General features: G+C 46.4%; 18 protein-coding genes. 8 read left to right on the top strand and 10 right to left on the bottom strand.

Annotation, left to right across the window (positions count from 1 at the left end; genetic code table 11):
• The first annotated feature begins 490 nt into the window (after positions 1-490).
• The 5 genes from metF to FHQ23_RS10175 all read left to right on the top strand — a co-directional run bounded on the left by metF (position 491) and on the right by FHQ23_RS10175 (position 5,954).
• Positions 491-1,372, top strand: coding sequence for a methylenetetrahydrofolate reductase (metF, locus tag FHQ23_RS10195; RefSeq protein ID WP_139614234.1), 882 nt, complete (start codon positions 491-493; stop codon positions 1,370-1,372).
• Between the two features lie 80 nt (positions 1,373-1,452).
• Positions 1,453-3,303 (top strand): TonB-dependent receptor domain-containing protein, encoded by a 1,851-nt coding sequence (locus FHQ23_RS10190; RefSeq protein ID WP_139614233.1) that lies wholly within the window; start codon positions 1,453-1,455, stop codon positions 3,301-3,303.
• A gap of 114 nt (positions 3,304-3,417) precedes the next feature.
• Positions 3,418-4,212, top strand: a complete 795-nt coding sequence (locus FHQ23_RS10185; protein ID WP_139614232.1) for an ABC transporter substrate-binding protein — start codon at positions 3,418-3,420, stop codon at positions 4,210-4,212.
• A gap of 16 nt (positions 4,213-4,228) precedes the next feature.
• The gene (locus tag FHQ23_RS10180; RefSeq protein WP_139614231.1) at positions 4,229-5,209 is read left to right on the top strand and encodes a FecCD family ABC transporter permease; all 981 of its coding nucleotides are present in this window, start codon (positions 4,229-4,231) and stop codon (positions 5,207-5,209) included.
• Positions 5,202-5,954: an ABC transporter ATP-binding protein gene (locus tag FHQ23_RS10175; protein WP_139614230.1), complete on the top strand. Its 753-nt coding sequence runs from the start codon at positions 5,202-5,204 to the stop codon at positions 5,952-5,954. Before FHQ23_RS10180 ends, FHQ23_RS10175 begins: the two co-directional genes overlap by 8 nt.
• 53 nt (positions 5,955-6,007) lie before the next feature.
• On the opposite strand, the gene pgi is transcribed toward FHQ23_RS10175, so the two are convergent.
• From pgi to rne, 4 genes are all read right to left on the bottom strand, one after another.
• Entirely contained in the window at positions 6,008-7,654 is a 1,647-nt protein-coding gene (pgi, locus tag FHQ23_RS10170; RefSeq protein WP_139614229.1) for a glucose-6-phosphate isomerase, read from the bottom strand.
• A 33-nt stretch (positions 7,655-7,687) separates the two neighbouring features.
• A complete protein-coding gene (gene alr, locus FHQ23_RS10165) occupies positions 7,688-8,803 on the bottom strand; it encodes an alanine racemase (RefSeq protein ID WP_139614228.1) in 1,116 nt (371 codons plus the stop codon).
• Between the two features lie 9 nt (positions 8,804-8,812).
• Entirely contained in the window at positions 8,813-10,231 is a 1,419-nt protein-coding gene (locus tag FHQ23_RS10160) for a replicative DNA helicase (RefSeq protein WP_267963690.1), read from the bottom strand.
• Between the two features lie 171 nt (positions 10,232-10,402).
• Complete coding sequence (gene rne, locus FHQ23_RS10155) at positions 10,403-13,549, bottom strand: ribonuclease E (RefSeq protein ID WP_139614227.1); 3,147 nt, start codon at positions 13,547-13,549, stop codon at positions 10,403-10,405.
• A 482-nt stretch (positions 13,550-14,031) separates the two neighbouring features.
• Between rne and rluC the strand changes: the two genes are divergently transcribed.
• A complete protein-coding gene (rluC, locus tag FHQ23_RS10150; RefSeq protein WP_442805454.1) occupies positions 14,032-15,015 on the top strand; it encodes a 23S rRNA pseudouridine(955/2504/2580) synthase RluC in 984 nt (327 codons plus the stop codon).
• A gap of 4 nt (positions 15,016-15,019) precedes the next feature.
• Entirely contained in the window at positions 15,020-15,754 is a 735-nt protein-coding gene (gene cobB, locus FHQ23_RS10145; protein ID WP_139614226.1) for a Sir2 family NAD+-dependent deacetylase, read from the top strand.
• A 59-nt stretch (positions 15,755-15,813) separates the two neighbouring features.
• On the opposite strand, the gene thrS is transcribed toward cobB, so the two are convergent.
• From thrS to serC, 6 genes are all read right to left on the bottom strand, one after another.
• Positions 15,814-17,745 (bottom strand): threonine--tRNA ligase, encoded by a 1,932-nt coding sequence (thrS, locus tag FHQ23_RS10140; RefSeq protein WP_139614225.1) that lies wholly within the window; start codon positions 17,743-17,745, stop codon positions 15,814-15,816.
• 289 nt (positions 17,746-18,034) lie between these two features.
• Positions 18,035-18,682, bottom strand: a complete 648-nt coding sequence (locus tag FHQ23_RS10135; RefSeq protein ID WP_139614224.1) for an SEN1982 family lipoprotein — start codon at positions 18,680-18,682, stop codon at positions 18,035-18,037.
• A gap of 145 nt (positions 18,683-18,827) precedes the next feature.
• A complete protein-coding gene (gene argG / locus FHQ23_RS10130) occupies positions 18,828-20,165 on the bottom strand; it encodes an argininosuccinate synthase (protein ID WP_176552303.1) in 1,338 nt (445 codons plus the stop codon).
• A 188-nt stretch (positions 20,166-20,353) separates the two neighbouring features.
• Positions 20,354-21,655, bottom strand: a complete 1,302-nt coding sequence (gene aroA, locus FHQ23_RS10125) for a 3-phosphoshikimate 1-carboxyvinyltransferase (RefSeq protein WP_139614222.1) — start codon at positions 21,653-21,655, stop codon at positions 20,354-20,356.
• Positions 21,656-21,693: 38 nt separating this feature from the next.
• Positions 21,694-22,791, bottom strand: a complete 1,098-nt coding sequence (hisC, locus tag FHQ23_RS10120) for a histidinol-phosphate transaminase (RefSeq protein ID WP_139614221.1) — start codon at positions 22,789-22,791, stop codon at positions 21,694-21,696.
• Between the two features lie 21 nt (positions 22,792-22,812).
• Entirely contained in the window at positions 22,813-23,904 is a 1,092-nt protein-coding gene (serC, locus tag FHQ23_RS10115; RefSeq protein ID WP_139614220.1) for a 3-phosphoserine/phosphohydroxythreonine transaminase, read from the bottom strand.
• Between the two features lie 187 nt (positions 23,905-24,091).
• Between serC and FHQ23_RS10110 the strand changes: the two genes are divergently transcribed.
• On the top strand, positions 24,092-24,421 hold the full coding sequence (locus FHQ23_RS10110) for a DUF496 family protein (protein WP_132967378.1): 330 nt from the start codon (positions 24,092-24,094) through the stop codon (positions 24,419-24,421).
• Positions 24,422-24,502: the final 81 nt, after the last annotated feature.

The raw sequence follows: 24,502 nt of genomic DNA, 5'->3' as shown, positions 1-24,502 counted from the left end.
TCAATTAAAATTTCAAGCGTAGGTACGATTAGGCAATTTATTGCCGTAATCCTACGTTTTTAATTTCGTTTCACAATGATGCCAGATCCGATGCTGGTGCAAGTTTGGTTTGTTGATTATGGTGATTGGAAGGAAATAAACCACGATTTGACCGCACTTTGATTCCGACAGCGACCTGCGGTCGCAATCGGTTAAGCAGCCTACGGCTGAATCAGCCTCCGTTGAGGCTGTCAGAGCGGTAAAACCGCTCATCTATGCGTAACCGATTGCGGTGAAACCGCTGTCGGGGGTTAGAGAAATTTTCAGTATAATGGAAATCAAGGACGATTTCGGGATAATTTTCATTATAATGAAAATGACTTAAACACCAATCCCCCTCCATTAACAAAATTCATAGATATTATGAAAATTGTGATATTGCTTTTATACAGGAAAGCAGATAGAGTTTAACCATCTAGACGGCTAAAATAAAATATAAAAGGAACACCCTATGAGCTACGCCAAAGAAATTGATCACTTAAATCATTCCCTCGCCAATTTAAATGGTGAAATCAATGTCTCCTTTGAATTTTTTCCGGCAAAAAATGAAAAAATGGAAACTATTTTGTGGGATTCAATCCATCGTTTAGCCCCGCTAAAGCCGAAATTTGTTTCAGTGACTTATGGCGCGAATTCGGGGGAACGTGACCGCACCCATGGTATTGTGAAACGCATTCAACAAGACACCGGCTTAATTGCAGCACCGCACTTGACCGGGATTGACGCAACGCCTGATCAACTGCGTGTGATTGCGCAAGATTATTGGGACAGTGGCATTCGCAATATCGTTGCCTTGCGTGGCGATGAGCCGCCCGGTTATGCCAAACAACCGTTCTATGCCTCGGATTTGGTGAAATTGCTGAAAGAAGTGGCGGATTTTGATATTTCAGTGGCGGCATATCCGGAAGTTCACCCCGAAGCCAAATCGGCACAATCCGATTTATTACATTTAAAAGAAAAAGTCGCCGCCGGCGCAAACCGTGCGATTACGCAATTCTTTTTTGATGTGGACAGCTATTTGCGCTTCCGTGATCGTTGTGTGGCGGTGGGAATTGATGTGGAAATCGTACCGGGCATTCTGCCGGTCACCAACTTCAAGCAGCTGCAAAAAATGGCGACCCTCACCAACGTGAAAGTGCCGAGTTGGATGCCGAAAATGTATCAAGGTCTCGAAGACGATCAAACCACACGCAACCTCGTAGCGGCGAGTATTGCTATTGATATGGTGAAAGTGTTATCCAACGAAGGGGTGAAAGATTTCCATTTTTACACTTTAAACCGCTCGGAACTGACTTATGCGATTTGTCATTTACTCGGCGTACGCGCGGTATAATGTAGTATAATTACTTATTATTAATTGACAAGGACGTAGCCAATACGTCCTTTGTCACATTTTTTATTTGAGAGGAACCTATGAACAAAAACCTAATTACCACCACACTTTTAGCCAGCTTGCCGTTGGTAGCAGTGGCGGAGCAACAAGCTAACAGCCTTGATCCTATTGTGGTGACCGCAAGCCGAAATCCAACCGAAATCACCAACACGGTGGCTCAAGTGCGAGTGATTAAACAACAAGATCTTAGCTTATATCAAGGGCAAACCGCACTTGATGTGATTAAAATTCAACCGGGTGTCAGTTCTTATGGTAGCGGCGGTGCAGACAAGGCAACCAACATCTTTTTGCGTGGTTACAGCGGTTCACAAATTTTAGTGTTGATTGACGGCATTCGTTATAGCTCGGCAACCACGGGGACAGCGGCATTAAATTTATTACCGGCGGATCAAATTGAACGCATTGAAATTTTGTATGGTGCGACTGGGGCAGCATTATATGGTGCCGACGCAATGGGCGGCGTGATTCAAGTGTTCAGCAAGAAAACCGTTAAACAAGGCACGCACGGTTATGTTACCTTGGGCGGTGGTTCACATGGTCACTTTACTTATGGGGCTGGGGCTGGCTATCAAGACGATAAAAGCAGCATTAGCTTTAATGGCTCGCACAACAAAAATGACGGCTTCAATGCGATAGCATCGCCTTATGTTGACAGCCAACGCGACAAAGATGGTTATGATAGCAAAAATGGCAGCCTTGCCATTAGCCATAAACTCAACGATAACTTCACTCTTGGTGGCAGTGCGATTTATAACCGTTCAACCAGTGAATACGACAATGCTTTCAGCACCGCAAGTGATGTGATTACCAAACAACGCAATGGCAGTGGACAGATTTTTGGCGATTGGCAATATGCAGAAGGTTCAAATCTGCGTATGCAATATGGTGAATCCATTGATAAATCAAGCAACTATGAAGATGGCGTGAATACTGGCACGTTCAACACTAAACAGCAACAAGCCAGTTTGCAAATCAATCAACAATTACCAGTGGGTGAATTCATTGCGGGTACAGAATATTTAAAGCAACGTGTGCAAAGCGATACTGCCTTCACCAAAACCAAGCGTGATGTCACCAGCGGTTTTGTGGGTTATCAACTGGTGCAAGATAAATTCGATGCTCAAGCCTTTGTGCGTTATGACGATAATTCGCAATTCGGCGGCAAAACCACCTATAACCTTGGTGCAGCTTACGCACTTAGCGAAAATTTACGTGCAGGAGCAAGCTATGCCACCGCTTATCGTGCACCAACCTTTAATGAATTATACTTCCCAATGGCGTGGGGCAGCGGCGGTAATCCTGAACTAAACCCTGAAACCAGTAAAAACAGCGAAATTTTCGTTGAATATGCAGATAACTACCAGGTAACTCGCTTAACTGGCTACTATAATAATGTAAAAGATCTGATCACAGGCTGGACACCCTATAATTTATCTAAAGCCAAAATCAAAGGTGTCACCCTAACTTCTGACTGGGCGATCAATGATTATTTATTCGGTTTTAGCTACGATTATCAACAAGCCAAAGACGCTAGCGATGGGACAAATCACGGCAAATTACTCACCATCCGCCCGAAACACAAAGGTACTGCCTATGTGGGCTATCGTGTGGAAAATATCGATCTACGTGCTGAATATCAATATGTCGGCAAATATTATCGCACCGCAGGGGAAACCAATCCAATTAGCAGTTATGGTTTGGTGAATTTAAGCGGAACCTATCGATTCACCCCGAATATCAGCGTAACGGCTCGCATTAATAATCTATTTGACAAAGATTATGTAACCAATTCCGCAACCGCATGGGGTTCAACCACAACCTACAACGAAGACGGCACCAATGTATTTGTTGGTGTAACGTTGGGTTTTTAATGTGGTAAAATAGCTATATTTTAACCTAGTACGGCAAAGCCGTACTAGGTTACGCATAGATCAGCCGCTTTGCGGCTGCTTTAGAGAGGCAATTTCACCCTACCACAACATCAAATGAAAAAAACAATCAAAATTCTCACCGCACTTTGCCTTTGCGTACCGATTGCCCACGCCGAGCAATTTGTTTCGCTGACGTTGTGTAGTGATCGCTTGCTGATCGAATTGGCTCGTCCGGAGCAAATTGCGGCAATGTCGCCTTATTCGAGCAATCCTCTGATGATGTTGGATAAGCTAAATCACGACAAACCGACACTGCAACCGCACTTGACCGCACTTTTGCCTTATTTAGACAAAACCGTATTACTCAATGAACAGTTTTATCCGCAACTGGCTGCTGCGCTAAAACAGCTTGGCGTGAAAATTATCCCGGTCAACGACAGTCCGCAGACACCGGAGCAACTGTTTGCGTTTATCTTGCAATTGGGCGAAATCACCCATAATCAAGCGCACGCCGAGCAGTTAGTCGCCACATTACAAGCCCAAAATTTTAATTTGAATCAAGCATTAACTGAAACCCTGATTTTATCCGATACCGGCGTGGTAGAAAGCGATTTGCCGCAATATCAAACGCTATTAAAACTGCTTGGGCTGACCCCGCTGAAAAGTCATCTCAGCGCACAAAATTTTTCACTGGAACAGGTTGTGCGCAGTCAGCCCAATTTCCTGATTGCGCTAAGCGACAAACAGGGTTATAACACGCAAGCGGAACTACTTTCCCATCCGTTGTTGCAGCAGTTGTTTCAATCTCGCGCGCAAGCCAGCGCACCGCTGAAATATACCTACTGTTTCGATCACGGGGTGTGGCAGGGAGCAGCGTTACTCTATCAACAGTTGCTTTATCAACAGTAACTTTATCAACAATTAAATGAAAAACATGAATAAACTGAATCTGTTACTGCTCGTGCTGTTGCTGGGGATCAGCACGGCGTCTATGTATTACCAACTCGGCGATTTTGCCGCTTTACGCAATGCTGAAGGCGTGCTGAGCGATATGCGCGACTTAGTGCTGTGGGAAATCCGCTTGCCGCGCCTCGGCTTGGCGATCGTGACCGGCGCCAGTTTAGCGCTTGCCGGCAATGCAATGCAGGGCATCTTCCAAAATCCACTTGCCAGCCCCGGTTTATTAGGCAGCGCCAACGGCGCCACCACCACCAGCGTGTTTATTTTATATTACTTTTCCGCCCCCTTGAGCCTGTTATTGTTAGGCGGTGTGGTCGGTGCCTTGTTGAGTTTTTTATTGGTTTATCTGATCGCTAAAAATCATGGCACGACAATGATGATTTTAAGCGGGGTGGCGGTGAATATGCTGCTCGCTTCCGCCATTGCGTTGCTGCTTTCCAACGCCCAAAGCCCATGGGCATTGGCGGAGCTGTACCGTTGGCTGCAAGGTTCGTTGGCATGGGCGAAAACGGACACCTTATTGTTATCGTTACCGATTATCTTACTGGGTATTTTTTGCTTATATCGCCAACGACATTATCTGGATCTGCTCACTTTTGGCGAAGAAACCGCCGGCACCATGGGAATCGATCCCAACAAGAGCTTTTTTATCACGACATTCGGCGTGGCATTATTGGTCGGCGCAGTGATTCCGCAAACCGGAACCATTGGTTTTATCGGCCTGATTGCACCGCACTTTGCCCGCCTGTTACTCAAAAAACGCCCGTCACAACTGTACATCACCAGTGGGTTATTGGGCGCATTGCTGCTGTTGGTTGCCGATTTAAGCATTGTCTATCTGCCGTTTTTCTCACATATTTATATCGGCACACTCACCGCCTTGATCGGTGCGCCGTGCCTAATCTGGATTTTGCTGCAGCAACAACGGAGCCTCTATCGTGATTAAAATTGAAAATCTCAGCTTTCCCTATGCCTTACAAGATATTACTTGTACGTTTGCACAAGGCAAATTGATTGGGATTATGGGAGCGAACGGTGCAGGCAAATCCACCTTGCTGAAAGCCATTGCCGGTATTTTGACGACAAAGTGCGGTCAGATTTGGCTAAACCACCGCAAACTCAGCGACCTCAGCCCACACGAAAAAAGCCAACAATTGGCGTATCTTGCCCAAAACACACAGATTCATTGGGATTTATCAACATATGATGTGATTGCGCTCGGCTTACTACAACCGCACTCGCACAATAAAGCGTTGCAAAAAGTGCGGTCAATGGCAGAAAAATTTGCGCTAGCATCGCTGCTTGATAAACCGTTCAAACAACTTTCCGGCGGCGAAAAAGCACGGGTGCAACTGGCACGCTGCTGTATAAAAGAGGCGCCTTTGCTGCTGGCAGACGAACCGATTGCACCGCTCGATCCCTATTATCAGATCGACATCATGCAGCAACTGAAAGCCCTCACGCCCGACCGCACTTGTGTGATCGCCATTCATCACCTTTCACTTGCCTACCGTTTCTGTGATGAAGTGATTTTGCTTGGCAACGGCAAGATCATTGCCAGCGGTGCAACCCAAAGCGTGCTGACCGAGGACAATTTAGCGACTGCTTTTGGCATTCGGGCACAGATTGATCCGCTGCGGCGTGAGATTTTTGCCGTGGAGAAATCAGCTAACCAGTGCGCTGCCAAATAACAAAAAATCCAACCACTATCTCAGTGATTGGATTTTTAATCTGCCTTATGCGGTTAACGCCACGCTTTGAATTGGTTGATTAAACCGTTGGTCGAGCTGTCGTGCGTGCTGATTTCTTGATCATTTTCTAACTCAGGCAAAATGCGATTGGCGAGCTGTTTGCCCAGCTCCACACCCCATTGGTCGAAGCTGAAGATGTTTAAGATCACGCCTTGTACGAAAATTTTATGCTCATACATCGCAATCAATGCGCCCAAGCTAAACGGTGTGATTTTTTGCAACAAAATCGAGTTGGTCGGGCGGTTGCCTTCGAATACTTTGTACGGCACGATATGCGCCACTTCGTTTAAGGTTTTGCCTGCGTCTAAAAATTCTTGTTCCACCACAGCTTGGCTTTTGCCGAATGCCAAGGCTTCGGTTTGCGCAAAGAAGTTGGAGAGCAATTTGGCGTGGTGATCCGCCAGCGGATTGTGGCTCTGCGCCGGGGCAATGAAATCGCACGGAATGCGCTGCGTGCCTTGGTGAATCAGTTGGTAAAAGGCGTGCTGTCCATTGGTACCCGGCTCACCCCAGATAATCGGCCCGGTTTGATAGCTGACTTTTTCGCCGTTACGCGCCACAAATTTACCGTTCGATTCCATGTTACCCTGCTGGAAATAAGCGGCAAAACGGTGCAAATATTGGTCATACGGCAGGATCGCTTCAGATTCTGCGCCCAAGAAGTTGCTGTTCCAAATGCCGACTAACGCCAACGTTGCAGGGATATTCTGCTCAAGTGCGGTATGGCGGAAGTGGTTATCCATCGCATGCGCACCACTTAACAGCTGCTCAAAATTATCGAAGCCGATCGACAACGCAATTGACAAACCAATCGCTGACCATAATGAATAGCGACCGCCAACCCAATCCCAAAACTCAAACATATTGGCGGTGTCGATGCCGAATTCTGCTACTGCTTTGCCGTTGGTGGACAATGCCGCAAAGTGTTTGGCTACATGTTTTTCATCTTGCGCCGTAGCTAAGAACCACTCACGCGCAGAAAGTGCGTTAGTCATGGTTTCTTGAGTGGTAAAGGTTTTGGAGGCAACCAACACCAAGGTCGTTTCCGGATTAACTTTTTTCAGGGTTTCGGCAATATGCGTGCCGTCCACGTTGGAGACAAAGTGCATATTCAGATGGTTTTTATACGGGCGCAGCGCTTCGGTCACCATATAAGGGCCTAAATCCGAGCCGCCGATACCGATATTAATTACGTCGGTGATCGCTTTGCCGGTATAACCTTTCCATTCGCCGCCAATCACACGCTCACAAAACGCTTTCATCTTCGCCAGCACCGCATTCACTTCCGGCATCACATCTTTGCCATCGACCAACACCGGTGTGTTGCTGCGGTTGCGAAGTGCGGTATGCAGCACCGCACGGTTTTCAGTGCGGTTGATTTTTTCACCGCTGAACATCGCTTCGATTGCTTGCGGCAAGGCGCATTCGTTTGCCAGTTGTCGCAACAGCGTTAAGGTGTCTTGATTAATCGGGTTTTTAGAAAAATCAACCAAAATTTCTTGGTTAAATGAAAGTGAATAATTGGCGAAACGGTTATTCTCTTGCGCAAACAATTGCGCAATCGTCACCTCTTGCTGCTGTTGCTTATGTGCTGCCAATGCTTGCCATGCAGCGGTTGTAGTCGGATTAATATTTTGCATTTAATACCTCATGAGTTAATTAATATTCTGTTACTATCTGTATTCCATTATTACCCTTGGGGTCAGCTTGGTCACTAATTCATAGCTGATCACCCCGATATGCCGCGCGACTTCTTCAATCGGCAACACATTGTGCTGCGAATCTTTGCCCCAAAAAATAACTTCATCGCCCACCTGCGCTCGGCTATCAGCACCTAAATCGACGGTAATCATATCCATCGACACTTTGCCGACAATCGGCACACGCTTGCCGTTGATTAATACAGGCGTTCCCGCTGGCACATCGCGTGGATAGCCATCACCATACCCCAATGCGACTACGCCGATTTTTGTGTCTTTCTGGCTCAACCATGCGCCACCATAGCCAACCGGCTCGCCTGCCGGATGTTCACGCACTGCAATCAGGCTAGAGCTGAACGTCATCGCCGGTTGCAAACCATATTCTGTCGCAAGCTGATCATTAGTCGGCGAAATACCATATAAGATAATCCCTGGCCGCACCCAGTCAAAATGTGAGGCTTGCCAGTATAAAATTCCGTTCGATGCGGCAAGACTGCGCTCCCCCTCTTTATCGGCGCACGCCTGTTGGAAGCGCTGCAACTGAATTTCACTGTAACCGCACTTCAACTCTTCGGCACGGCTGAAATGGCTAACAAAATTAATCTGCGGCTGCACATTCGGGCAGCGTTGCAAACGTTGATAAAACGTATCGACTTCTGCTAACGATACCCCTAAACGGTGCATGCCGCTATCGATTTTAAGCCAAACTTTTATTTTACGGTCTAATACCGCACTTTCCGGTGTTTGTTCCAGTACTTGTTCCAGCGCTTGTAGTTGATATTTGCTATGCACTACCGTCTCGATATTGTGGATGAGCAAATGCGGTAAATCATCGGCGCTGAAAAATCCTTCCAATAATAAAATCGGTTTTTCAATCCCCTGCTGCCGTAGTGCCAGAGCCTCTGCCAAACGTGCCACACCATAGCCATCTGCGTATGGCTGCACCGCTTTGGCAACCTGTAGCATGCCGTGCCCATAGCCATTGGCTTTAACAATCGCCAAAATACGGCTGTTTGGTGCTAAGCGCTTCACCTGTTGCAAATTGTGTTGCAGCGCAGACAATGAAATCGTTGCAGTTGCTGTTTTCACCCTAACCTCTTAATCTTCTTCGTTATATTCAGGGCCGGCATAATTGTCAAAACGAGAATAACGCCCGTTAAACATCAACCGCACTTTGCCGATTGGACCGTTCCGTTGCTTACCGATAATGATTTCAGCAATATTTTTCATTTCGCTGTTATCATGATACACCTCGTCACGATAGATAAACATAATCAAATCTGCGTCTTGCTCAATAGATCCCGATTCACGCAAATCAGAATTGACCGGACGTTTATCAGCACGTTGCTCCAAGCTACGGTTCAGCTGCGACAGCGCAACCACCGGCACTTGTAGCTCTTTTGCCAGCGCTTTCAACGAGCGCGAGATCTCGGCAATCTCTAACGTGCGGTTATCCTGATAACCGGGCGCGCGCATCAATTGCAAATAGTCCACCATAATCAGGCTCAAACCGCCATGCTCACGATAAATTCGTCGCGCTCGGGCTCTCAGTTCGGTTGGGGTCAAGCCGGAAGAGTCGTCGATAAACAAATTCGGTTTATCGCTGAACATTTGTACCGTACTGTTGATTCGCGCCCACTCGGTTTCATCTTCAATTTGACCGGTACGGATTTTGGTTTGGTCGACCCGTGACATCGACGCTAAAATCCGCATCATAATTTGATCCGCCGGCATCTCAAGGCTGAACACCAACACCGGTTTGCTTTCACCCATCATCGCATTTTCACACAGGTTCATGGCAAACGTGGTTTTACCCATCGACGGACGGGCAGCGACAATAATCAAATCCGAAGGCTGCAACCCTGCCGTTTTGCGATCTAACGAGGAAAAACCGGTTGATACGCCGGTGACACCGTTCTTATTTTTCAATTTTGCCAACAGTTCAATTTTGTCTAACGTGCTATCCAAAATCGACAATACCCCTTTCGGACCTTCATTACTGCCATTGCGTTTTTCAGCGATTTCAAAGATTTTTCGCTCTGCTTCGTCCAATACCTCTTTCACCGGCTGCCCTTTCGGACTGTAGCCACTTTCAGCAATTTTATGTGCCGTTGAAATCAGCTCGCGCAACACCGCTTTTTCACGCACAATATCGGCATACGCCAAAATATTGGCAGCACTTGGGGTGTTTTTGGATAATTCAGCAAGATAGGCAAAACCACCGACATCATCGATAATACCTTTGTTTTTCAATGCTTGATCAAGGGTAATAATATCAATCGGTTGATCGAGGCGTGCCAAATGTTCCATTTGGTTAAAAATTAAGCGGTGCCCGTAAGTATAAAAATCATCAGCGATCACATGCTCGATCACCTCTTCCCACTGATCATTACTTAATAAAAGCCCGCCCAAAACCGCCTGTTCAGCTTCGATTGAATGCGGTGTCATCGCTTGCTCGATTTTTTTCTGTCCAGACTTATCGCCTGTTGCCGCAAAATGCGTCTTTTCGTTTGCCACCGGATTTTTACCTTATTTTCTGTCTCTGAATTGGCGTTCAGTATAACAAATTATTACGCTATTTTTTACTGCCAAAGGTAAAAGAGCGGTTCTGATTTTTCAACTGCCCAGAAAAAACCTCTATCCGCATAACAGATAGAGGTTGTATGGTGTTAGACCGCTTGCCTTTAATTAATCATGTTTGGCTTGGGTCGGCGCTGCAAAAACATGGCTGCTGGCGCTGTTGTGTCCGGCAGCACCTTTACCATGGAAATGGTAGCGCGATTCTTGCCATTGCACGATTTCAAACGCTGGCTGTGGCGCAAAAGAAGGGGCTTGCGCCATTGCCGAACGAGTATGTGTCACTTTCGAATAAGTACCGAAAAGCACTTGTACAACAGGTTCCGATGCTGAAACCACTTGCTGAGTCTCCACGGAGAGTTCTGGCGAGGCTTCCGGCAATGAAGTTACAACAGGCGCAACCGATTTGAGATCCCGCTCCGCTTCGGCTTCCGCTTCTGCGATAGAGGCTTTAATTTTCTTCTCAACCGACTCATTAGCCGCCTGAGTAACAAAACCTAACGGTTGTGCGCTTTTTTCACTATCAACAAGCAAAGAGACTGCTGGTGTACTTAGCACTTCGACCGCACTTTTTTCTGGTTTTGCTTGCTCTAGTTTTATTTCTTCGACTTTCGCTTGTTGTTCTTGTTGCAACAGCGTTTCTACCGGCACAAAAGGCGCGTTGCTTTCATCACGGAGTAAACCATGACCGTCTTGTGTTTTATTCACATATTGCATATCAACCCACACTTTACCGCTTGCCAATTCAGGCGAAGCAACCGCCGCAAATAACGGCATTGCCGCAGCCTGCGTGGTTGTGGTTTGACTTTGGCGACGACGGCGTTGGCTGCCGGTACGCAAATGACGAGGTAAACGGCGACGGCGCGAATTGCGTTGACGCAACTCTTCTTTTACTTCCGATGTATCTTCTGCCAGCTCCAATGCTTCAATATTACTATCCACTGCGACCGAATCCAGCGGTAGATCTCGCTCTGGTGCTGTTGCTACCAATGGCGCAACCGCACTTTCAATGACAGGTTCGATAGCCGGAGCTTGTTCAGAATCCGTTTGATCCGCTGCAACTTGCTCAACATCTGCGTTTAAACGCACTTTTTTACGCAAGTTACGACGCTCACGACGAACCGCCGCCGGCTGCTCGGCACTGTCACTCAATGCTTTGGATTTTTCCACCAAATCCGTACTTTCAAGCGCTTCGTTAGTCGTAACATCATTCCGTTTACGGTTGGAGCGCTTACGATCATTACGGTTATTTTTAACCGCATTATCGCTGCTTTCCGCCACCTCTTTCTCATTGTTGCGCTCATTGTTACGTTTTGCGGCACTATCCGATTTATTCTCGGTTTTGCTTAAGCGTTCATTGGCTGGGCGATCACTATTGCTGTTATCACGCTCGCTACGGTCATTGCGACGACGATTACGGTTCTGGTTATTGCGACGATCACCATTGCGCTCATTGTTGCGACGACGTGGCGCTTTCTCATCTGTTTTTTTCTGAGCTTCAGGTTCGGCTTCACTGACGAATAACCCTTTTAGCTTGGCAAACAAACGGCTGAGTAACGATGCTTGCGGCGCAGGAGCGACCACTTCTGCCGTCGGCATTGGTGCAGCCGTCGGCATATTCAACTCGCCAGCAGCGGCTTTTTCCAACACCGATTCCACCGTCACCACCGCACTGTCGGACGGCTGGCTACGAGTCAGCAGGTTTTCTTCGTTGTTGTGAGCAGTGGCATTATCATCATCTTGAGCATGATATTTGCTTAAATTGTAGCTTAAGGTATTGCTGATTTCGCCATCACGTAAACGGAACACCGAGAAGTGCGGTGTCTCCATCTGCTCATTTGGCACCACAATCACTTCGACATCGTGTCGTTTTTCGATGCTGTAAATCGCTTTGCGTTTTTCATTCAGCAAATAAGAGGCAATTTCCACCGGCACAATGGTATGCACCCGTGAGGTATTTTCTTTTAATGCTTCTTCTTCCAACAAACGCAAAATCGACAACGACAACGATTCGTTATCACGCACTTTACCGGTGCCTTGACAACGTGGGCAGATGTGATGTGAGGATTCGCCCAATGATGGACTCAGACGTTGACGTGACATTTCCAACAAACCAAAACGCGAAATACGGCTGATTTGAATCCGAGCACGATCTTGGCGCACCGCATCACGCATGCGGTTTTCCACTTCACGCTGGTGACGAATCGGGGTCATATCAATAAAGTCGATCACGATCAAACCGCCTAAATCACGCAAGCGTAATTGGCGTGCAATTTCGTCAGCCGCCTCCAAATTGGTATTAAGTGCGGTCTCTTCAATATCGCCACCGCGGGTTGCTCGCGCCGAGTTGATATCGATTGCGGTCAAGGCTTCGGTTACATCAATGACAATTGAACCACCAGACGGCAACCGCACTTCACGTTGGAACGCAGATTCGATTTGCGATTCAATTTGGTAGTGGCTAAACAGCGGCACTTCGCCTTGATACAGCTTGATACGGTTGATGAAATCAGGACGTACCAGCTTGATGTGTGCTTTGGCTTTTTCGTATACTTTGGCACTGTCGATCAAGATTTCACCAATATCACGCCGCAAATAATCGCGGATCGCCCGCACGATCACATCACTTTCTTGATGGATCAAAAACGGTGCTGCACGAGACTCAGACGCCTGTTTAATCGCATCCCAATGATGCAGCAGCACTTTCAAATCCCACTGCAATTCTTCCTGCGATTTGCCGACACCGGCAGTGCGCACGATCAAACCAACACCGTCCGGTACGTCTAATGAACTCAACGCATCTTTCAGCTCTTGTCTTTCATCGCCTTCGATACGGCGTGAAATGCCGCCGGCACGCGGATTATTCGGCATAATTACCAAATAACTGCCAGCTAGCGAAATAAAGGTGGTTAATGCTGCCCCCTTGTTACCCCGCTCTTCTTTGCTGACTTGAACAATGACTTCCTGTCCTTCTTTCAGCACATCGCGAATATTTGGGCGACCTTGAAATGAATAACCTTGCGGGAAATATTCACGCGCAATCTCTTTCAGTGGCAAGAAACCGTGGCGGTCAGTGCCGTAATCCACAAACGCCGCTTCAAGGCTGGGTTCAACCCGGGTGATTTTTCCTTTGTAAATGTTGGCTTTTTTCTGCTCGTGTCCCGGACTTTCAATATCCAAGTCGAACAAACGCTGTCCATCAACCAGCGCAACACGCAACTCTTCTTTTTGAGTTGCATTAATTAACATTCTTTTCATTGTTGTTGATACTCTATTATTTTGCTTAATTCTCAAACGGATAACCTGCGTACTGGGCTTTATCATCGACCTTGTGTCTGTCTGCTACAGTCAATCTCACGACTGTCTATGCTCAGGTGCATTGATGATATTACTAATGCCAAAATCATTTAATTAGTAAAAACAAAATACTATAGTTTATATTTTGCAAGCGGACGAACGTTATCCATCATGACAACCGCAGATTGAAATGTCTTACACTGATTGTTGCATTCATCGGCGGCCAGATGCCGTCAAACGGCAAATTCTTTTTTCAATTTTAATTTATGTCAGAGGATTGCTATGCCCCCACAATAAAAACGTGTCATTATTTCACTTTATAGGGCGGGTTGGCAAGGTGAGATAAGATAAATTTGTAACAAAATCACATTTCTTCTGCTATTTCTGTCACTTTCTCTCTATAATAAACCCAAATTCAAGTGAAAGGATGATATTGCCACATTATGACCATTGAGCAACCTAAAACTAACAGCATGCCACCAAGTGTACGCTTTCAAACCATCGATGCCGATCAAGCCGGACAACGGATTGACAACTACCTGCTAAGCCAGTTGAAAGGCGTACCCAAAAGCATGATTTACCGGATTATCCGCAAGGGCGAAGTGCGGGTCAATAAAGGACGGATAAAAGCGGAATATAAGCTGCAAGCCAATGATATTGTCAGGATTCCACCGGTTAAAATCGCAGAGAAAGAGCAAGCACCGATTTCTAACAAGCTGCACCAAGTCGCACAACTGGAACAGCAAATTCTGTTTGAGGACGACGTGTTGTTGGTGCTCAACAAACCGTCCGGCATGGCGGTGCACGGCGGCAGTGGACTGAGTTTCGGCGTGATCGAAGCGCTACGCAGCCTGCGTCCTGAAGCACGTTTTCTTGAATTGGTTCACCGTTTGGATCGCGACACCTCCGGCATTTTGCTGGTTGCCAAAAAGCGTTCGGCTTTACGCCATCTACACCAACAATTGCGCGACAAAACCATTCAAAAAGAGTATCTGGCACTGGTGCGCGGACAGTGGCAATCCCACTGCAAAGTGATTAATGCCCCGCTCAATAAAAACGAATTGGCGAGCGGCGAGCGGATTGTACGGGTCAGCGAACAAGGCAAACCATCGGAAACCCGCTTCAGCATTGAAGAGCGTTATGCTGAACAAGCCACATTACTCAAAGCAATGCCGGTCACCGGACGGACACATCAAATTCGGGTGCATACCCAATATGCTGGACATCCGATTGCAATGGACAGCAAATACGGCGATCAGGATTTCGACCAGCAAATGCAACAACTCGGTTTAAACCGCTTATTCCTGCATGCTTATGCAATTCGTTTTGAACACCCTAAAAGTGGTGAAACGCTACGTCTGAGCGCCGAATTGGATGCAGAAATGAAACGGATTTTACGCCAGTTACGCGAGCAAAAACAGGTGTAATCCGATGACAAACCGCACTTTTACCCCCAAAGTCGTGGTACTGACCGGTGCCGGCATTTCTGCCGAATCCGGAATCCGCACCTTTCGTGCCAGTGAGGGCTTATGGGAAGAACACCGTATCGAAGATGTCGCCACGCCTGAAGGTTTTCAACGCAATCCCGAATTAGTGCAGCGCTTTTACAATCAACGCCGTCAACAATTACAGCAAAGTGAGATTCGACCAAACGCTGCGCATTATGCGTTAGCCGAATTGGAGCAAAAGTTGGGCAATGATTTATTGTTAATCACACAAAATGTCGACAATTTGCACGAACGTGCCGGCAGCAAAAATTTGATCCATATGCACGGTGAATTACTCAAAGTGCGGTGTCAACGCTGTGCCAGCGTCTATCTATGGCAGCAGGACATCGCCACAACCGATCGTTGCACAAAGTGCGGTGGCGACTTGCGCCCGCATATTGTCTGGTTCGGCGAAATGCCATTTGAAATGCAACGGATTTACCAAGCACTACAGCAGTGTGATTATTTTATCGCCATCGGCACCAGTGGCAATGTCTATCCCGCCGCCGGCTTTGTCGAAGAAGCCAATTTTGCCAATGCCACCACCGTTGAATTGAATCTCGAACCCAGCAAAGGTCGCTCTGCTTTTAAACAAGCTTATTATGGTGCGGCAACCGAAATCGTGCCGAAATATTGTCGGAGATTATCAGCCAGATTTGACAGCGTCGATAGGGAATAGCTTCACGCTTTATATAAAAAAGGCAAGTCCAACTTGCCTTTTTCCTATCATAAGAAAGATTACTCTTCGTTCAACAACTTCAATTCTCGTTGATAAACTTGTGTTTTTAAGATTTGTACAAATTCATCGACATCAATTGAGCCAAGATCTTGTCCCTTGCGGGTGCGGACAGCGACTTTGCCGGCTTCGATCTCTTTGTCACCGCAAACCAACATATACGGCACACGGCGTAGGGTGTGTTCGCGGATTTTGAAGCCGATTTTTTCGTTTCGTAAATCAGATTTCACTCGCAAACCGGCATCAGACAGTTTTTTCACCACTTGCTGCACATAATCCGCTTGCGAATCGGTGATGTTCATCACCACCGCTTGCACTGGCGCCAGCCATGCCGGGAAGAAACCAGCATATTCTTCAGTGATAATGCCGATAAAACGTTCAATTGAACCCAAAATCGCACGGTGGATCATCACCGGTACACGACGGTCGTTGTCTTCTGCCACATATGAGGCATTTAGACGTCCCGGTAAGGCGAAGTCTAACTGAATCGTACCACACTGCCATTCGCGATCCAGACAGTCACGCAGCGCAAATTCAATTTTTGGTCCGTAAAATGCGCCTTCGCCTTCTTGCACTTCATACGCCAAGCCGTTGTGTTTCAACGCATTCGCCAAGCCTTCTTCAGCTTTGTCCCAAATTTCATCAGAGCCGATACGCGAATCCGGGCGGGTCGACAGTTTGACCTGAATATCGGTAAAACCAAAGGTGCTGTAAATATCGTACACCATGCGGATACAAGCGGTCACTTCGCTTTCCACTTGATCTTCGGTACAGAAAATATGCGCATCGTCTTGAGTGAAACCACGCACCCGCATTAAACCATGCAACGAGCCGGACGGTTCGTTACGGTGGCAAGAACCAAATTCTGCCATGCGCAACGGCAGATCGCGGTAAGACTTCAAGCCTTGATTGAAGATCTGCACATGACCAGGGCAGTTCATTGGTTTGATCGCATATTCGCGGTTTTCTGATTGAGTGGTGAACATCAAATCAGCGTAGTTTTGCCAGTGACCGGTTTTCTCCCACAACACCCGATCCATCATAAATGGACCTTTCACTTCTTGGTAATCATATTGTTTTAATTTAGTGCGGACAAAAGTTTCCAATTCACGGAAAATCGTCCAGCCATCATTGTGCCAAAACACCATGCCCGGCGCTTCTTCTTGCATGTGATACAGATCCAGCGCTTTGCCGATTTTGCGGTGATCGCGTTTTGCCGCTTCTTCCAAACGCTGCAAATAGGCAGCCAACTGTTTTTTATCCGCCCAGGCGGTGCCGTAAATCCGTTGCAGCATTTTGTTGTCGCTGTTGCCACGCCAATAAGCGCCTGCCACTTTTTGCAATTTAAAATGGTGGCAGAATCTCATGTTGGGCACATGCGGCCCACGACACATATCCACATATTCTTGGTGATGATACAGCGCCGGTGTCGCAGTTTTTTCGATATTTTCATCTAAAATCGCCAGTTTATACGCTTCGCCGCGCGCTTTGAAAGTGTCATAAGCTTGTTGCCAGCTCACCACTTTTTTGACCACCTCGTAATCAGTTTTCGCCAGCTCCAGCATTCTTTTTTCCAATGCGTCTAAATCGTCTTGGGTCAAAGAGCGGTCTAGATCAACATCATAATAAAAGCCGTTGTCAATGGTCGGTCCGATCGCCATTTTCACGGTCGGAAACAGTTGTTTGATGGCGTGTCCCAATAAGTGGGCGCACGAGTGACGGATAATTTCCAGACCGTCTTCATCCTTGGCAGTGATGATTTCCAGTTTGCTGTCTTGGCTTATCAGATCGCAAGCATCTTTGCGCTCGCCGTTGACACGCCCTGCAATGGTTGCTTTGGCAAGACCCGCACCAATATCTTGGGCAACGTCTAATACGGAAACCGGATGGTCGAACTGACGCTGTGAACCGTCAGGTAAAGTAATAATTGGCATAAAAAATCCTTGTACAGTGGTAACCCATACGCAAGGTTACTTGTTGTTTTAGAGTGATAGAAAGATAAATGATTATGATTTTTCGCACCTACTCTGTGCAAAAAATCGAACAATATCTTAGCATGAAAAAAGCAGAATTTAAGCTTTATTTGTTGATTGATAATATCGGAAATATTGTTTGATAAGTTGAATGAACAGATATATTTAACCATCTGCCGCCGATAGCACAAGTGACAAACCTGCGCCATCGGAGGGGCTATTTTAGTATCGTGTTACTGAAAGTTCTGCATCAAAGATTTACTTTCCAGCCTTCATTAGTCAAAATCAAAATACTTGTTTTATTCAACTCGGATTCTGTTGGCTTGGCTCGAGGATAAATTTGTTCAAATGTCGGGGACGTCGCCCAATCGGCAAGATCTTTAATTGCAATACGGTAATTAACCTGTGAAGCCTTGACACCGCCTTGCTCGCCCGGCTCGGTAAAGTTAACGATTTGCTCCACAACCGCTCTTCCACTACACAGTTTTCGGCTTGAAGAGAAAGCATTTGACTGCTCAACCAGATAAGGTTTGATTTTATCTGTTTCAGAATAAACTGCGACCTTTTCCTCAGTCGGCTCACCCCACATTCTTTTCAAAGCAAGCATTTTATTTTCTTTAGTAAAAAATCCTAACGATTCTAAAAAATCGGCTTGCTGAATTTCAGCGCCGCTCTGAATACCCCTATCCAATAATACTACATCTCCGATTTTTAATGCTGAATCATCAGCCGGTTGTACGTTTGCAACCGGTAGCGTAATGCAAACTGCTTTTTGTGTATCCAAGGCTTCTTGAATCGCTTTACTGAAATTTTCTTTATTCGCATCTTTAACATCGCTGCAAGCGGATAATACGAATACCGAACTTAATAGTGGAAAAACCCAAGATTTTTTAAACATAAAGACTCCGTTAATAAATGACAGTTAAAATCCCTCCCATTCAAAAAAAAAACGGTTTTTTGTCAACAGTATTTTTAAATTTTTATCGAAAAAAAACCGCACTTCAATAAAGTGCGGTTAGTGTAATTTAATAACTTATCAGAAATCAGTCTTTTTTGCCCAATTGCGGTAATACCGAATCTTTGCCAGCAATCAATAAGCCACTTTCGGTATAAATGCCCAGTTTGGCACGGGTGTCGACGATATCAAGATTGCGCATCGTCAATTGTCCGATCCGATCGGCTGGGCTGAATGGAGCATTTTCCACTTTTTCCATACTCAAACGTTCCGCTTGGTAGGTTAGATTTGGTGAAACGGTATTTAAAATTGAATAGTCATTACCACGGCGCAATTCCAATGTCACTTCACCAGTGACCGCTCTTGCCACCCAGCGCTGTGCGGTTTCACGCAACATTAACGCTTGCGGATCGAACCAGCGACCTTGATATAGCAAGCGCCCTAAACGCAAGCCATTGATACGGTATTGCTCAATCGTATCTTCGTTGTGAATGCCGCTGACTAAGCGCTCGTAGGCAATGTGCAGCAGTGCCATACCCGGCGCTTCATAGATACCACGGCTCTTGGCTTCGATAATCCGATTTTCGATTTGATCGCTCATGCCTAAGCCGTGACGGCCACCGATACGGTTTGCTTCCAAGAACAGCGCTACCGGATCGGTAAATTCTTTGCCATTCAAGGCAACCGGCACACCTTCTTCAAAGCGCACCGTCACTTCTTCCGCTTTGACGGTAACATTTTCGTCCCAAAACGCCACGCCCATAATCGGTTTCACGATACGAATGCCGGTGTTCAAAAATTCCAAATCTTTGGCTTCGTGGGTTGCACCCAGCATATTCGAATCGGTGGAGTAGGCTTTTTCCACTGACATTTTGTAGCTGAAACCATTGGCAATCAAGAATTCAGACATCTCGTGACGACCACCCAATTCATCAATAAATTGTTGATCCAGCCATGGTTTGTAAATTTTTAAATTCGGGTTAGTCAACAAGCCGTAACGGTAAAAACGCTCGATATCATTGCCTTTAAAAGTGCTGCCATCGCCCCAGATATTCACGTCATCTTCTTTCATTGCCGCCACCAACATCGTGCCGGTGACCGCTCTTCCCAGTGGCGTGGTGTTGAAATAGCTGACACCGCCGGTTGAAATATGAAATGCGCCGCATTGAATCGCCGCAATCCCTTCGTGTGCCAGTTGTGTGCGACAATCAATCAAACGTGCGTCTTCTGCGCCATATTCTTTGGCTTTGCGCGGAATGGCATTGTAGTCGTCTTCGTCAGGTTGCCCTAAATTAGCGGTGTACGCATAGGGTACTACGCCTTTTTGCCGCATCCATAACAGTGCGGCGCTGGTGTCTAAACCGCCGGAAAACGCGATACCGACTTTTTGACCTAACGGAAGATTTTCAAGAATTGTCGCAGACATAATAATTCCTATTTTTTGATAATCGTTGAGATGATGTTGTGCTGAACGGATAAATCCTGTTTATGCGGTTGAAGATTATGCGGTAAATCCTATTTTTTGTCCATCAATAAAATAAAAATTCAATTAAATGAATAAATAGTCAATATTTACCGCCAATATGAATAAATATAAACAAAGATCAATAGACCCTATTGCAACAATGCTAAAAATTCGTCAAAAAAGCTTGGAAAAGTTTTCGCTGTGCAACCCGGATCCAGAATTGTCACTGAGGTATCGGAAAGCGCCACCAGTGCAAAACACATCGCCATGCGGTGATCGTTGTAGGTTTCAATTTCCGCATGTTTAAACTGCCCCAATTGTAGCGGTTGAATGCGGATATAATCCTCGCCTTCTTCCACTTCTGCTCCGACTTTACGCAATTCGGTTGCCATTGCCGTTAAGCGATCCGTTTCTTTCACGCGCCAGTTATAGATATTACGGATCACGGTTTCGCCCTGCGCAAAAAGTGCTGTGGTGGCAATGGTCATTGCGGCATCAGGAATGTGATTCATGTCCATATCAATGCCACGCAGCTCCCCCTGCTCCGCTTCTATAAAGCTGTCACCCCACGTGATTTTGGCGCCCATTTTTTGCAACACCTCGGCAAACAGACGATCGCCTTGAATGCTGTTTTTACCAATACCAGTGACCCGCACTTTGCCTTTAATCGCCCCTGCCGCCAAAAAGTAAGAAGCGGACGACGCATCGCCTTCAACCAAGTAATCCCCCGGCGCTTGATACTGCTGCCGTCCTTTTACCTTGAAAGTGCGGTAGTCTTGATTTTCTAGCTGCACCCCAAAAATCGCCATCATATTCAGGGTGATGTCGATATACGGTTTCGACACCAACTCGCCGATAATTTCGATCTCGGTATCCGCTTCCGCCAGCGGTGCCGCCATTAAAAGTGCGGTCAAGAACTGGCTCGACACCGAGCCGTCGATCTGCACTTTACCACCTTTCAAACCGCTATTGCGGATTGCCAACGGCGGATAGCCGTCATTTTCCATATAATCAATTTCAGCTCCAGCTTCGCGCAACGCATCAACCAGATGTTTAATCGGGCGTTCTTTCATGCGCGGTTCGCCGGTCAGGATTATTTCGCCTTCGCTCGCCGCACGCAGGCACAATGCCGCCGTTAACGGACGCATTGCCGTTCCGGCATTGCCTAGAAAAAGCGACAAACCATTTTTCAGACAAAATGCCCCGCCCAACCCGGTCACTTCACATTCGGTTTTATCCGCTGAAAGCCGGTAGCTTACACCAAGCTGCTTCAGCGCATTCAACATATGGCGGATATCGTCACTGTCCAGTAAATTGGTGACATTAGTCGTGCCGTTTGCCAACGCCGCCAGCAGCAACGCACGGTTAGATAAACTCTTTGAACCGGGCAGATTAATCGTGCCTTCGACACGGGCGATCGGGTTTAAGGTGATTGAAGTTGGTTGTTGCATAAATCGTTATTCCGTAAAAGTGCGGTTTTTAAATACCGCTATAATTCCAAAACTAAACTCAACGTATCAATAAACCGCTGGTTTTCTTCCGGTAAACCAATGCTGATGCGCAAATGGTTCGGCAAACCGTAACCGGCAATCGGGCGCACAATCACCCCGTTTTCCAGCAGTTTTTGGTAAATCGGGGCAGCAGGTTGTTTGAGGTCTAAAGTGATAAAATTACCTTTTGACGGTACATAATCCAAACCTTTTTGCTGGAAAAAGGTTTCCAATTGGCGCAGACCTTGGCGATTGTTGTCTGCTACTTTTTCAATAAAATCATCATCATTGATCACTGCCACTGCTGCTGCTAGCGCTAAGCTGTTGCAGTTAAACGGTTGGCGCACGCGGTTGCACAAGTCCGCCACTTCCGGCGCAGAGACCATATAACCGATACGCAAGCCTGCCAAACCGTAAGCTTTGGACAAAGTGCGGCACACCACCAAATTCGGGAATTTTTGCAACAAGTTAAATGACGGCACCCGTTCATTAACGGAGGTAAATTCGGTATAAGCCTCGTCTAAAATCACCAAAATATGTTCAGGCACTTGTGCTAAAAACGCTTCGATTTGCTCGGCGGTTAAAAATGTACCGGTTGGATTGTTCGGATTGGCAAGATAGATCACTTTGGTTTTTTCGGTAATCGCCGCCAAAAAGCCGTTCAAATCATGCCCGTAGTCTTTTGCCGGCACTATCACTGCTTTGGCGTTGATCGCCTGCGATACTAGTGGATACACAATAAAGGTATATTGCGAAAAAATCACTTCATCAGTGGCATTTAAAAAGGTATGTGCGGTAATTTCCAACAGATCGTTGGAGCCGTTGCCCAAGGTAATTTGTTCCGGCTTTAAACCAAATTTTTGTGCAATCGTCAGCTTCAATTCAAAACCGTTGGCGTCAGGATAGCGGGTCAAATCGTTTAATTGCTCACGAATCGCTTGTTTGGCGCTCTCCGGAAAACCAAACGGATTTTCGTTGGAAGCCAGTTTCACAATATTGCTAATCCCTAGTTCACGCTCCAGTTCTTCAATCGGTTTGCCTGCCTGATACGGCGACAATTGGCGCACGCCTGGATTGGCGATGTCGATAAATTTCATGGTCTTTTCTATTCTCTGTTTTTATGAATTTTGATTCGCTTGCGCAAACTGCTGCATAAAGGCAATTAACGCCTCAACGCCTTCAATCGGCATCGCATTGTAAATTGAAGCACGCATACCGCCAACAATTCGATGTCCTTTCAGCGCTTGCAAACCGCACTTCGTTGCCTCTGCCACAAATTTGGCATCTAACTCGTCATCACCGCTGGTAAACGTCACATTCATCAAAGAGCGGTTGGCGACGGCGACAGTATTGCGGTAAAAATCACTTTGATCGAGATACGCATACAACTTTTCCGCTTTGGCACGGTTGCGGCTTTCCATCGCAGTTAAACCACCGTTGTCCAACAACCACTGGAACACCAACGAGCAGAGATACCAGGCAAAGGTCGGCGGGGTGTTAAACATCGAGTCGTTGTCACGCAGAATTTGGTAATTCCAAATTGACGGCGTATTAGCACGCGCTTTGCCGATCAGATCATCACGCACAATTAAAATCACAATGCCCGACGGGCCCATATTTTTTTGTGCACCGGCATAAATCACACCAAATTTGCTGACATCAATTGCACGCGACAGAATATTTGACGACATATCCGCTACCAAGACTGCATCACCGACCTTCGGCATGTCAAAGATTTCTACGCCGCTGATGGTTTCGTTCGGGCAATAGTGGACATAATCATATTGCGCAGTAACTTCGCTGAAGTCCAACTGATCAACAGCGATAACACCATCTTGTTCCGCACTAATCGTTACTTCGTCAATCTCACCAAACAGGCGTGCTTCTTTAGCTGCCGCCGCTGACCAATAACCACTGTTCAAATACAGCGCTTTGCCGTTTTCACTCAATAAATTCATCGGCACAGCCGCAAATTGCCCGCGTGCGCCGCCTTGCGCAAACAACACTTGGTAGTTATCCGGAATCGCCAACAACTCACGCAGTTGTTGAATCGAGCGCTCCGCCAGCGCCATAAAATGTTTACCGCGATGACTGACTTCCATCACCGAAGTTTGCAGCCCTTCCCAATTCAACAGCTCTTGCTGCGCTTGTGCTAATACCGCCGGTGGCATCATCGCCGGACCGGCACTAAAGTTAAATACCTTTGACATGCTTTCCTCTTAATTGACCCAATAAAATAAATACGCTTAGTTTTATCATTCCACTCTACGCTTATCAATCGCTTTATTTGATTTCTCACTATTTTTATTATCCAAAACGTGATCGAAGCCTTTGACGACCTCGGTTAAAAAAGATAAATTAGAGAAAGTCATCAATAATCAACCAGTGAGTATAAATATGGAACCTGTAAATAAACAATGTTTTCAAGATGTTTTGGAGTATGTCAGCTTGTCTCGTCAAAAAAATAAGTTGAAACGTGATATGATCGATATCGAACGCAAAATTCGCGACAATCAAAAACGCGTGCTATTGTTGGATAACCTCAATCAATACATCAACGATGAAATGAGCGTCAGTGATATCCGCACCATTATTTCCAGTATGCGTGATGATTACGAAGATCGCATCGACGACTACATTATCCGCAATGCTGAAAATTCTAAACAACGTCGCGAAATCAGCAAAAAACTTTCAGACCAAGCCAAAGCGCGTCAGGCGAAGAAATAAGTTTGGGAATAAACTAGGGTCTGTTGATCTTTGTTTATAATTTGAGCTATAGACTGTTTTTTGTCAATACAAGGCAAAAGT

The sequence above is a fragment of the Testudinibacter crocodili genome (assembly GCF_006228025.1).
GTDB lineage: Bacteria > Pseudomonadota > Gammaproteobacteria > Enterobacterales > Pasteurellaceae > Chelonobacter.
This window is presented reverse-complemented; position numbering and strand designations above follow the sequence as displayed.